Origin of the sequence: Mesorhizobium sp. M0011, from assembly GCF_040324155.1 — a bacterium.
GTDB lineage: Bacteria > Pseudomonadota > Alphaproteobacteria > Rhizobiales > Rhizobiaceae > Mesorhizobium.
In genome coordinates, this window is sequence record NZ_JAMYVQ010000007.1 from 35,303 (window position 1) to 47,569 (window position 12,267).

The following is a 12,267-nucleotide window of genomic DNA, read 5'->3' on the forward strand; positions in this document are numbered from 1 at the left end:
CTGAGCGGCCGATTTCGTGGACGGCCCTACTTGAAATTCCCGTGCGCAACGAACCGCTTTGTTCGAGGATTCGTTCCCGCGATCCTAATAGCGAAACAGCGGGAGCGGCGTGGCGGACTGTACGATCGCGGCTTTCCGACATTGATTGTCGCGTTTCCACCGTTCGCCATGTCGTTAGCGGGCCCTGCCTCAACCAAAATAGCTGAAAGCGGCGAAAAGATCCTCTTCAGGGCGAGCGGATAAATTGGCACGGATCTTGATGCATTTTTTATAAGGGAACTGACCGTCTCATAAGAGCAGATCAGTGCCCAGTTGAAGTGTCATCATGGAAGAATCGCGTCGTGCCGAATCCACGCGCAAAGAAATGCGCCTCTATCTTATCAGACGATGTTGGCTGTGCCAGGAGAATCAATGTCCGCAACGTGACGGTCCGCGACACGGGCGACGAGAGAGGACGCGGCGTGTTCGCAAGAGGTCGGTGCTAAGAAGGTAGCTAGGCGAGCAGGCCGCACCTGCATTCTCGCTATTGTCCCTATGGGCTAGGCCGCGCCACCCGCTTCCCTAGCGACGTCGACCTTGCCATTGCGCCGCAAGGAGGTCCGCAGCTGATGCACCTGGTAACGTGTCGGGCGTAAACGGCACGTTGATATAGGCACGTCCGTCCGGCTCGGGTCGCGCGTGCACACCGCATTCCCTGAGCAGATCAAAGGCTGTCCGACCCAGAATGAGCATATCATCGTGGCTAGCCCAGCTTCCCCGGTTTTCCCATAGAGAGCGTAACTGTGACACGAGGGTGGTGACGGCAGAAACGAAAGCCTGGTCCTCCTTCGGGACCTCCAGCGCAACCTCGGGGAGTTCTTCCTCTGCCATGCCGTCAAGATGGCCAAACAGGTAGGAAGCCATGCGTAAAGGCTCCAAAACGACCACGCCGACTTCCTGAAAAACCCGCTCCACATCTCCGTGGGTCCGGTAAGATCTGATAGCATCGCGGGCCTTGATGCGCGCGTCCTGCAGGCGAACAGCGAGATTGTTCCGGAACCGCTGCTCCTCGTTCCTCGCAAATCGAGCAGATGCTCGGCATACGGCGTATTCACACCAAAAGGCTTGGGAGAATTGCTGCTCGTAAAGGCGGATGTAACTAGCTGGCGTCTGGTCCAGAAGGATACCGGGGAACTGCCGCTCACGGTCGGCATGTTCCGCCACATGTGCGCATTCGTGAGCGATGATCGCCAAAGCAACACGGAAATCCTCAGGCTCATGCTCCTCAAGTGCAAGGCAACATACGGGACCAGCTGAGAACACTAAATGCGTCTTCACGGCATCGCCGCGCTTGACCACGATGGATTTGCCGACTCCTACCAATCCCTCGTCATTGGTCCGCTCTTCAGGCCCAAGACCCTCGACGCCTCGATCGAGCTCCCGCAAGGCCTCGTCATAGTCCATCGCGATCGTAACACCGTCGATGGTGCTGATATCAATATAGCGCCCGACCTCATGGATAAGCGCCAACATTGCATGGGCCAATGCCTTCGCGGCTTCCTCGTTGTCGAAACCGCGGACGCTCACGGAGATGTTCGGGAGCGTTGAAGGGGTCTCGTCTTCTTCGGTTTCACAGATCGTATTTAGTCCGCCCTGAACAACGGTTAAGCCATTGACACGGCATGGTCGCGGAGACGGGGGGAAGTATCCGGTTTCGCGGCTGAAGCAGCAAGCGCCAGCAGGATGAGCGCACGCCAAAGCGCCAGCGTGGCGAGGATGAGGCGCAGATTGTGGCCTGCGGCCACGAGCAGCGCATTGATGGCGTCGCCAACATGGCCGAGAAGGAAGTTCCGGTCCAGCCTCCCATCGGTTTTCATATGGCCGATGGTGGCCTCGATGGCCGATCGTCGCTTCAGTTCCCGCTTCATGGTGGCCGTCAGGCCGCGCCGATGGCCGGCGATCATTACCGAGCCCGAGCCTTTGTAGTCGTGGCCGCGATAGCCCTTGTCGACATAGATGCGGTCCGGGTCGACGCCGCCGATCTCCACCGCCTGATCGACGGTCGCGGCGAGCGTATGGCCGTCATACGGATTACCCTCGAAGGATTTGGCGGCCAGCACGAGGCCTTCCCGGTTCGTCGTTGCGATCCCGACCTTGCAGCCAAACTCGTAGGGCGTACGGGCTTTGCCTTTCGAGATGCAGACCACCTCGGGCGCATGCAGTGAATAGAGCTTGTTCTTGTCTTTCGGCTTCTGGACCAGCAGCCGCTCGACCAGCCCGAGCAATCGAGCAAACCTGACCTCGAGTTCGGCATTGCCGGCGATCTTGCGGCTGATGTCGCGGAACACGCGTCCGAGATAGGTGCGCAGGCGCTTCAGTTCGCGTCGCATCCGGCGGAACTGCCGGGCGTGGGCATAGCGGCCGGCGCGAACCGCCGCGGCCTTGGCGAGTCGGGTGTGGCTCTGCCTGAGCACGACGCCATGCCGCTTCGCCTGGCGAACCAGTATCTGGATGGCCTTCAGGTAAAGCCGGCTGTCGGTCGGATAGGCGATCGCCTTCGGCTGCACCGTGGTGTCGATGGTGATCCGCTCCAGCGAGTTCGGCTTGGCCGTCCCGGTGTCGAGTGCAACCTCGACGCTCGCCTTCAGCATTTCCTCAAGCCCCTCCGGCCCGATCCGCTTGCGCCAGCGCGTCATCGTGCTGGCGTCGATCGGCGCCTCGTGCTGGAAGAACTCGAAGCCGCAGAAATACTGCCAGTAGGCATTCTCCACCCATCGATCCACCACCTCCTCGTCCGACAGGTCATGGACGTGCTTGAGGTAATGCAGCCCGACCATCAACCGCGTCGGCTTGGCCGGCCTGCCGACCGGACGGTAGAAGCGGCCGAACGTCTCATCGAACCGTGCCCATGGCATCAGACCTGAAAGCCGGACCAGCGGGTGCCTCATGTTGATGATCGCGTCCAGACGTTCGCGGAAGAGGTCATTCCTGTTGCGTGACGGACGGGATGGCAGCATCGCGAAAACACCGGAAAGGGACAGGATCGGATTCGATTTCCGGCATTTTCCAATACTTCAAACCCCTTGGGAATCCCTGCAACACAAGGCTTCAAGCTATTTTTCAGGCCGAACTATTTATGGCCGACCCCCAAGATGGCGCTGTGAAGCGGCATGTACTTACTCGCGCGCCCGAAATTAAGGGTGCCGTTGCAATTATTTTCATCTACCTCCAACTCGCATCGCTGGCGACTGAGCCTGCTGAAAGCCCTATCGCCTCCGGCTCCATTGACATCGGCGCGTCAGAGCGAACTTTGGAAGTGCCAAAGCTGGTGATGAAACGCTTCGGCTATCCGTCAATCCTGGAGCGGGACAAGCAAGACCTTGCTGTCGGCGAGCATATTGTCGTGTTCATGTGTCGAGACACGCGCGGATTGCAGTTCCGCACGCCAGGCGCCAACTTATGCTCACATGCGCGGGAGCATCCCGTTGTCGGTCGGCAAGCGCCCGCCGAGGAGATTTGCGTGCCTTCCGGGCGAAGCAACTCCAGGTTAGGGAGGAATTGCAAGAAGCTCAAGACCGCGCCAGCAAATGTTTCCGGGCAGACTGCTCGCGTCAATTCCCATTCGCATAAAGGGGTAACGAGCAGAAGCCGCCTATGTCGGCCACATCCGGGAATTGATCGATAAGTACGTCCTTCGCTTCAGACTCGGATCGAATGATGCGGAGTTGGACCGGGTCAAGTCGATGCATTCAAACGGGTTTATGCTCACTGTTCCAAACACGCTTCTTCCTCCTGGCAACTGTTCTGGAACCCTGTCTGGCTAGCCAGCAACTGGGAACTGTCGCTTACGCTTCCGGTTCCCACCGAGGGCGGAGCGAGCGACCCTCGGCGGCAAAAGAGCAGCATTAGTCAGCAAATGCCACCAAACTCAGATGCTGATTTGTCAAAGAGCAAACTCGCTTTCCCTGTCTAAATTCTAAATCGAATTGGGCGCAGTCTTTGGGAGCGGATGCCTGGCCAAGTCATCCAGTCGCAGCAGGTGTATCGAACCGTCGGACTTTGCTAGTTCTTCGACTTCTGCACGGAAGCCGTTGCGGCTGAATAACAGATAGTGCTTGCCTTTTTTCCCTGCGCCATAGGTCGTCTGCTCCGAACGATTTCGCAGGGTTTCGAGCATCGCAAGATCCATCGCCACCGAGCGCCACTTGCATTCGCCGTAAAAGAAGGAGCCGTTCAGGGTCCGACCCGCAACGTCGATGTCAAAGTCCACATGGCCCCAGACGCTTCCGACCTCCATCGCGGGAGAACCGAGAGATTCCTGAGCGTTCGCGCGGGCATGATCCACGCACATGCGTTCGAACGCTCCGCCCATGAATTCAGGCAGCCTGGACTCGATCACGTCTTGGTATAGCCGTTCGCCAAAGCCGCTGTTGATCGCAGACAGGTTCGGACGGACGAAGTGATGCCAGAAGGCCATCAGGGGGTCATTCAGCGTGTAGCGGCGATTCCTCGCCTTCTCGCTTGCGTCCAAGGACTTGTTGACGTTTGCGAGGTCGAGCCTCGAAAGCTTCTGGATGTAGGGAGGCAGGCTTCCTGCATCCACCCGAAGCCTTCCTGCGATCTCGCTTGATGTCGTACAGCCGTCCGCGATCGCGGCCGCGATGCTTGAATACATGCCGGGGTCCCGCAGCTCGTTTTGGAGCAGCGTCATAGGCTCGTCCACCAGTGCGCCTGTTTCCGTCAAGAGCAGGTCCACCACATTTTGCCTGAGGCTCTTCTCCGGGTCGCAGAGCTGCAGGTAGTGGGGGATTCCCCCGAAAATGCCATAGGCCTCGATGGCCTGGCGCGAATCGTAGTCTGGAAAAAACAAGGCGGCGTCCCGCAACGGAAGCTGTTTCACCTCAAGCGTCATCGTCTTGCGGCCATAAAGCGGGTTCCGCTCCGCGAGCAGTTCTTCCATCTGCGCGATAGCCGAACCGCAGATGATAAGTTTCAGGCTTCCCGTCCGAGGAGCACCGCTATCCCAGAATTTCTGGAGGATCGAAGGCAGTGCCTGCTCTTGGTCGACGATATATGGAAACTCGTCGATAATCACGGCAAGCCCTCTGCGGCCGCTGCCGGCGGCGCCCGCCACGTAGTGGAGCACCCCCTCCCAAGACTCGATGGCCTGGAGCAGCGGATCGCTTCCAAGGATGCGTGCCGTTTCGGCTTTGAAAGCTTCGAGGTTCAAGGTCGACGAGACGCGCGTCGCCTGGAAATAGATTTCGTTTGTCCCGTCTACTGCTTCCCGCAGCAGCCGTGACTTCCCGATCCGCCGCCTGCCATAGGCCACAATCAACGATGGCCGAGGAAGGGCAAGTTCCTTGCGGATAAGTTCAAGTTCGCGTTCCCTGCCGACAAACCTCATCCATCCGCCCCCTAGCATAATCACGATTAGCATAATTACGTTTAGTATAATCACGATTATGCTAATTTCAAGCGCGCCATTGATCCCGGTCTTCCGCCCGGCATAATAGTCGCCTCCTCAGGGAGTTTCAGTACGCGAAGAGGTATGTGCCTCCTATGATCAGAGCGTGCCAGCCCCGGCCCCGTGCCGACTTTTTCCTGAATTGCATCGGGTGATATTAAGTGGGCCGGGAGGGGTTTAACGGTTGGTGGCTTTTGCTACCTAACGCTGCAAAAGAGGCGCTCGGAATTCAATCGGACGTGGGTTCCGGACGCACCAGGGTTCTTGGGCAGAAGAGCGGCCTCGGCCTCCCAGACGGGAAGACTGTCTCGTTCGGTGTTGCTTGGGATCGACGTTTCGGGGGATTTGATCTCCGGCGGTAGGACAGGCAATTGTAGCATCCGGCAGGGCGTACAGCAGGAGCGAACGAACCATGATCTTGTATACCTATTCATTAGACGTTGAGCCGAACGAAGGCCGCTGGAAAGACCCTGGAACCCCGGGCTTCTTTTTTGCGGAACTGGACGAGGTGCGGCAGGCCGTCATCGAACTCCGCCGCGAAGTCACCTCGAATGAGGACGACGAACCTTCATGGAGTCCGGTTCGCATCGAGCGGATTGAAATCCTCGCTCCGACAGCGCAGAGCGTCCTGACCCTACTCAACGATGGGATTGGACCGCTGATCCAGCGCTATGAGATCGTGGAGACCATTGCGTGAAAGTGATGGTCAAAGGATCGCTCGGCTAGTGGTTCGCGGCGGGCGCCCCATGCATCCATCTGCGGAACGACAACGCCCTGGTCGATCTCTGCTTGGCATACGCCCTGACTTGCGCTCACGCGACGAGAGGCAGAATGCCACCTGGACGAGAAGCTGCTGCGCGACCTGAGTCGGCAAGCGGGTTTCCCTAAGCTCAGCGAGGCGGATCGACTAGCGGTGACCCCTTGGATTCACCAGGCGGACCCCGCGCAGATGGCGCTCCAGCCAAGATGCGACCGTGTCGGCATTTCGATCCGGCCTCATGTTGACGCAATTGCTCCGACATGAGATTCCGGTAATAACGTAAATATGAGGGAAAAGTGACGGGCACGCGCACGATCGACTTCGAAGGAAAGACCTACGTCATCAATGGAAAAGGACAGGTCAAGCACGATGGAGGCAGGCACAACGTCTACGAAATCCACTGCGGAGCGGAGCGTTTCGAAAACATTATAATCCCGACCGGCAGGGCGATCGTTGAACACCTGCGAAGAATTGGAGGTCCGAAGCCCCTCGGCGAAAGGCCCCCTTCAACACAGTCGACGTCGCTGTCGCCAGCGGAACCGAACGAAGCGATGCTTCGCGAGATCACAGCGCCGATCCTCGCCTATTATCCGGCCGCTAAACGGAGCGATCCATTTCTCAGCCGACACTTCGCGAACACGCTTACAGGCGTCGCATCACTCATGAGCGGAGGATTCTCAGGAACAGCAACAGAAGCCATTCTCGAAGCCCATCGCATCGCAAAAATCACGCCGGGGCAATACGACACAACGGGAGCCTGGAAACACGAAGCCATCGAGCGCATCGTCATGAAGCTCATTGACGTCCAATTTCCCGCACAATCTCCGAAACGGCGTGGTCGGCTGCCGAAGACCGGCGTAGCGATGTCGAATGCCGAACGGCAGGATGCCCTTCAAAAGCGTCGCAGACAGGCTGTAGAAAAGGTCAAAGGCATCAGGACCGCGATCGAAGAAATCGAAAAGGCGACACGATGGCTGGGCCAAATCGCAAGTAGTCAAGACGAACCGAGCAGGCGCGACGTCAGTCTGATTCATCACAGACTGAACTCAGCCTGTGATGCTCTCAAAAAACAAGCATCAGCGGACTAGGACACGGTTTGCTTTAATGATGACGCGGCCGCCATCTTGTTCCGTGATCTTCATCGTCAGACCGGACGCGCGGAAATCTGCGATTACGCAACCCGGGAAAACGCTATCAGCGCGAGCGCAAAATCCCTGTTTGTGCTCGGTCGCAAATGCGGATCACCCTGTCGATTGCGGTCATGTCGTCCCGTGGCTGCCCTGATGCGGGCCTCCCCGCTCCAGACATCGGTGGGCCTACCATTGCTGGGAGTTCAGGCATGGCGGTTTTTTGCTGCCGAATGCCGCTCCAAAGGTATGTCGAGGGTTGAGCGATCGGTTGCCAGGTGGATTCCGGAATGTGGTGCCGGAGACGATTCCGGTGACATTCACTGTCAATATTCAATGCCTCATGTTAGGGGCGCGCTCGATGCAGTTTCAGTTCATGACGGGGTAGATGCCGAATACTCTCATTCAACATCCTTCAAACGGCACGTATTATTTCGGGAGGGTCGAAGAAAAGAACGTCAGGGGAGTGGCAATTCCAGGCGCACCCGTCGTCCTAAAACTCGGGCGCCACAGCGCGCGGGGCGGCTTTGGAGTACGTCACATCTGGGCGCGACACAAAGCGGAGGTCCTCGCGTGCGGATACGTTGAGGAAGGCGACGTTCCGAAATACGTCGCCGCTATCGTCTGCCCCGGCTCGCCAGTGTATTGCGAGTTCGGCCACATCGGGGACGTGCGGGTGACAGTCGTCCGCACAAAAATCGGGATTGCCGTCCTCGAGCACAAGATTCGCGGCGATGATATCCATTATTCGGTGGTAACGGCTTTCGCGCAACGAAACCCACACGGGACCCGGATAGGTTCTATTCTTGCGCACGTGCCGCTGACTGATTAGAGAAGGCCGCAGAAAGCGAAACGCCCAGGGAACCTGCATAGGCTCCATGGGCGTTCGTTAAAATTTCGACAGTAGAAGCGCTTCCTTAGCTCAAGGGGTTGGAAGCCACCCGAAGTGTCCTGTCACAAGCTTCCTGCACAACTTGGTCGTCCTAGCGAGCTGGCGCTGAAACAGGGGCCGATGCTCGTTATGCTCTTTACGACAACCGAAACCATAGCGATCTCGGTAGAAAAGTCAATCGCCGGCGCGACCTTTCCGCGACCTTTCATCGTCCTCAAGCATCCGGCGCACGATCCAAGATCACCAAGGCCGCATCATCCCGAGATGCTCGAAACCTTGCCGACCGCGCGCCAGTTCCTCCTGCATGGAAATCTTGGTCATGGCGTCGAGGGCGCCGAGCGGTTCGTCAAGCAGCAGGATCTCGGGCTGCACGGTCAAAGCGCGGGCAATGCCGACACGCTGCGCCATGCCGCCGTAAAGCTGCCTCGGGTAAGCCCCGGTGAATTCGCTGAGGCCTACCAGCGCGATGTAAAAGCGCGCCCGCTCCTCGGCTTCCGCCTTCCCCAGGCCGCGCACTTCGAGACCGAAGGCTGGGACTCCGGTCTGTCTAGGCGATCCACTCGAACCGCTGCTTCAACCTGTTCAGCGCCGTGTTGTAGGGGACCACGCGCTCGTATTGAAGGCGCCCGACTGCAATGCCGGGCGCGATGCCGCATTCCGCGGAAAACGCTCGGATGGAAGCCTCGTCAAAGCATCGATTGGCAACGAACGCTTTCCACATTGGCTTTGGGATCAGGCTCGATGCCGCGAACTCATTTGCTTCAGCTTCCCTAGGATCGTCAATGTCACCTTTGTCGTCGTCGATGAAAAGGCCTTTCTTGCCGTGCAGTAGGATGTGACCCGCCTCGTGGAAGAACGTAAACCAGAGGTGATCGTCGGACTTGTGCCGAAGGCTCAGCTGGATGATCGGAGTGTCTCCCGCCCATCGGGCAGCGCCGCTAAGTCTCGTGCCCGGCAACTCCGGGGAGAACACGAGAGCGACACCCGCGTCGGCGCATAGCTTTCCGAGACGGGCCTGAATCTCTTCGGGTCCGGACAGTGTCAACGAGCGGGCTTGCTTCAGGCAAGCCTTGAACCTCATGGGATCGTACTCGGAGCATTGAATGTCCGCGGCGATGCGCGCCCCCCAATGAAGCCACGCCATGACAGCTTCGGGGTGGCCGCGGAAAGACTGCGATCGCCGATAGGCCACCGAAGCCTGTCGGCTGGCGAGCATGTCGTCGCACGCCGCGATCGAAGCTGTCCCGAAGAAGTCCAGGATGCATCGAACTGTTTCCGCCGGGCTTTTTGGGGTGTCGAACATCCGGTACCGGACCATGTCCCTCACCGGAAATTTCTTCGCCCAGGCCGACTGCCGAGCGAACTCTTCTTCCTCCTGGCGCTCCGCCAGCCTCAATCGGTAATTGCTTTCGAGATTGACCCAGACCTGCGGTTCCATGTCGAGGACCCTGCCGAAATGGAGCGCCGTTTCCTCGGTGAGCGGAGCTTTTCCTGAAATGACCTCGCTGATGAACTTAGGCGTCCGTCCGCATCGTTCGGCGAATGCCTGCTTGGCGATCCCGCGTTCTTCCAGGATTTCGTCCAGGATTGCGCCTGGGGAAACGATGTAGTCCGGCTTCTTGGTCGTCGCGGTTGCCATCAGTGGTAATCCCCTACGTAAACGATCCTTACCTTGGTGACCTTCTTGAGGTCTCCGCCGCCGCTTTCCATCTCTGGCACCGGGTCGTGATCCGGCACCAGACAGATGCAGATTCCGTTCTTCACCGCCACGGACCATTGGCCTTTGCGGTCACCTTCTAAAAGGTGACGCCTGAACGGCTTGTCGGTAGGCACGTCGGCCAACGCCGGCGCTGCGGCAAGGAATGCATGACGATTCTGGAATGCGCCAGCGACAACGGTTCCGAACTCCTTCACCAAGGCCTTGCTGCTGAGGCAGAGTTTCTCCAGTTTCGTGGTTGCATACTCAATATCCACCTGAAAACCCTTAACCCATTAGGTAAAGCAAAAATAGCGAAGGTCAAGTGCTGGCCATCGAATCGCGCAGAATCAATGTTGCCAGGGAACTCGGTCTGGTTGCAACGAAGGCATACGTGTCGCACGCGGGATTCACACGAACTCGCGGCAAAGCTGCGGAAAGCAGTCGTCTCATGGACATCGTCCGCGGAATTTGGCCGTGACTATTCGATCGGTACCGCCATGCGAAAATCGGCTGACGCGCGCGTTTTCATCGATCCCTGTGAACTTAGCCAGCAATAACCCGGGCAACGTATCCCGCCATCCCGCGGCGTCTGAGGTCCGCCTTGTCGCAATGATCGCAACAAGCCTGGAAACGTCGAGACTTCGTGCGGTTGCCGAATGCCCAGTCCAGGATCCAGACCGAGAGGCTTGGGCGTCGAGTGGTCTTCGGCCCCTGAAAATACTCCGAGATTGCGGTGCGCATGCAGGACCCGGTCTTCATCAGCTCACTGACTTGATCAATCTGATGATAGCGCTGCTCTAGCATCGTCTCCCGGTCGAGCGCGGAGACTTGTGCCGACTCCACTGTTGTCTCGGCCATGAAACGCAGCCTTGAGATATCGCGACCAACGCTCAAACCATTGTGGAACATAACCGCCACGGAAGGCTTTCCGTCCCTCCCAGCGCGACCGAATTCCTGTAGCTGGTCCTCAACCGACGCAGACTGCTGCCAATGGATCACGAGGCGGACATTCGGGACGTCGAGGCCCATGCCAAAGGCGTTAGTGCAGATGATCTGGTCGAGGGATGGCCTGCTTTGCCCAAGGAAGCGCTTAACGAGCTCCTGCCGTTCCCATGCGTTTCCCAGTCTGGAATGATAGAGCGGCACTTCAAGTCCGAGGTTGCGTAGCGCCGCTTGCAACTCCTCCCCGACCTTCGTCGAGGGCACGAACACCATCGCCTTGTGTCCTTGGAGCTGGGGTATCCGCAGGAGAGATGCGATTTCCCCGGCTCGCTGATCGGCTGCGCACCGCCATCGGAGGAGCGCGATATTGGGTCTGTCGACGTCGCGCACAAAGACCTCGGCGTCTTCGATACCGAGCGATTTCAGGATGCGTTGCTGCATCTCGAGCCCAGCGGTCGCGGTGAATGCCAAGACGGGTGGCGCACCTAGCTTTTCGCGGACCTCCTTCAGCCGGCCGTATTCCCGCCGAAAGTCCCTGCCCCATTGATCGACACAGTGGGCCTCGTCCACGACGATGAACGATGGCCGCGTCTGCTTCAGGCGAGCACGTTCGTCCTCGCTCCTGACGAAGAAGCGCTCGGGAGCCAGATAGAGCAACTTGATCGCGCCCTGTCCCAGCAGTGAAAACCGGGTTTGCTTTTCGTCGGCGCTCAGGTCGCTATTTATGAAGGTGGCCGGGATCTTCTTGGCCAACAGGCCAGACACCTGTTCCGACATCAGAGTTTTCAGAGGGCTGACAACCATGGTCAGACCGCGGCGAAGCACAGCAGGCAGTTGAAAGCAAAGGGTCTTGCCTGATCCAGTCGGACTGACGACCAGGACCGACTTTCCAGAGAGAGCAGCCAGCACGATCGGCAACTGGCCTTCCCGGAAGCGATCTATCCCGAACAGACGGAGGACCGGGCCGAAATTGCCAACGCCTTCGGAAACCTGGCCTTCAGTATCCAACCAACGGGCAAGCCTGACCGCCCATCGCTCAATAACCCTCCTCGCAAGGCCACCCGCCAGGTTTGGGTGATGGACTGCATGGCAGCCATCGCACAGGGTGACCAGATTCGAGAGTTCGTCCGTTCCACCCATCGATCTGGGCAACAGGTGGTGGACATCCGCTTCGGACGATTTCACCGGCGTCGAGCATGAGACGCAGCGGTAATTGTCACGCTTGAGAACTTGAAGGCGTATTTCGTGCCACGAACCGGTGGCAATAGGTTGATCCATTTCTGCTCGTGTCCAAGTCCCCGAAATAACGCACATAGCAGAACAGGTTTATGAAAGGGTGACCATTGCTGCATTGATCAAAGGATGAAATTTGCTACAGGGTGCTTTGGGCCGCGCGATGAT

At 58.4% G+C, this 12,267-nt stretch carries 10 protein-coding genes and 1 pseudogene; 4 read left to right on the top strand and 7 right to left on the bottom strand.

From position 1 onward, the window contains the following. Window positions 1-561 precede the first annotated feature (561 nt). Together NKK51_RS10105 and NKK51_RS10110 are read right to left on the bottom strand one after the other, a co-directional pair. Window positions 562-1,566 (bottom strand): hypothetical protein, encoded by a 1,005-nt coding sequence (locus tag NKK51_RS10105; RefSeq protein ID WP_352511181.1) that lies wholly within the window; start codon window positions 1,564-1,566, stop codon window positions 562-564. Between the two features lie 77 nt (window positions 1,567-1,643). Then, window positions 1,644-2,996, bottom strand: coding sequence for an IS5 family transposase (locus NKK51_RS10110; RefSeq protein ID WP_352552591.1), 1,353 nt, complete (start codon window positions 2,994-2,996; stop codon window positions 1,644-1,646). Here NKK51_RS10110 and NKK51_RS10115 point away from each other — a divergent pair. Further along, window positions 2,987-3,664: a hypothetical protein gene (locus NKK51_RS10115; protein ID WP_352552593.1), complete on the top strand. Its 678-nt coding sequence runs from the start codon at window positions 2,987-2,989 to the stop codon at window positions 3,662-3,664. The genes NKK51_RS10110 and NKK51_RS10115 overlap by 10 nt on opposite strands. A 291-nt stretch (window positions 3,665-3,955) precedes the next feature. Here NKK51_RS10115 and NKK51_RS10120 read toward each other — a convergent pair whose 3' ends face one another. Then, entirely contained in the window at window positions 3,956-5,386 is a 1,431-nt protein-coding gene (locus NKK51_RS10120; RefSeq protein WP_352552594.1) for an ATP-binding protein, read from the bottom strand. Window positions 5,387-5,858: 472 nt separating this feature from the next. Here NKK51_RS10120 and NKK51_RS10125 point away from each other — a divergent pair, with 472 nt between their 5' ends. The 3 genes from NKK51_RS10125 (at window position 5,859) to NKK51_RS10135 (ending at window position 8,165) form a co-directional block, all read left to right on the top strand. Next, entirely contained in the window at window positions 5,859-6,143 is a 285-nt protein-coding gene (locus NKK51_RS10125) for a hypothetical protein (RefSeq protein WP_352552596.1), read from the top strand. Between the two features lie 359 nt (window positions 6,144-6,502). Further along, complete coding sequence (locus tag NKK51_RS10130; RefSeq protein ID WP_352552597.1) at window positions 6,503-7,294, top strand: hypothetical protein; 792 nt, start codon at window positions 6,503-6,505, stop codon at window positions 7,292-7,294. Between the two features lie 427 nt (window positions 7,295-7,721). After that, entirely contained in the window at window positions 7,722-8,165 is a 444-nt protein-coding gene (locus NKK51_RS10135) for a hypothetical protein (RefSeq protein ID WP_352552599.1), read from the top strand. 345 nt (window positions 8,166-8,510) lie between these two features. On the opposite strand, the pseudogene NKK51_RS10140 reads toward NKK51_RS10135, so the two are convergent. From NKK51_RS10140 to NKK51_RS10155, 4 genes and pseudogenes are all read right to left on the bottom strand, one after another. Further along, window positions 8,511-8,765: pseudogene (locus tag NKK51_RS10140) on the bottom strand (ATP-binding cassette domain-containing protein); the annotation flags it as partial. 7 nt (window positions 8,766-8,772) lie between these two features. Beyond that, window positions 8,773-9,864, bottom strand: coding sequence for a HigA family addiction module antitoxin (locus NKK51_RS10145; protein ID WP_352552600.1), 1,092 nt, complete (start codon window positions 9,862-9,864; stop codon window positions 8,773-8,775). After that, window positions 9,864-10,199 (bottom strand): system killer suppression protein, encoded by a 336-nt coding sequence (locus NKK51_RS10150; RefSeq protein WP_352552601.1) that lies wholly within the window; start codon window positions 10,197-10,199, stop codon window positions 9,864-9,866. Before NKK51_RS10150 ends, NKK51_RS10145 begins: the two co-directional genes overlap by 1 nt. Before the next feature lie 268 nt (window positions 10,200-10,467). Further along, the gene (locus NKK51_RS10155) at window positions 10,468-12,144 is read right to left on the bottom strand and encodes a RecQ family ATP-dependent DNA helicase (protein ID WP_352552603.1); all 1,677 of its coding nucleotides are present in this window, start codon (window positions 12,142-12,144) and stop codon (window positions 10,468-10,470) included. Between the last annotated feature and the right edge of the window lie 123 nt (window positions 12,145-12,267).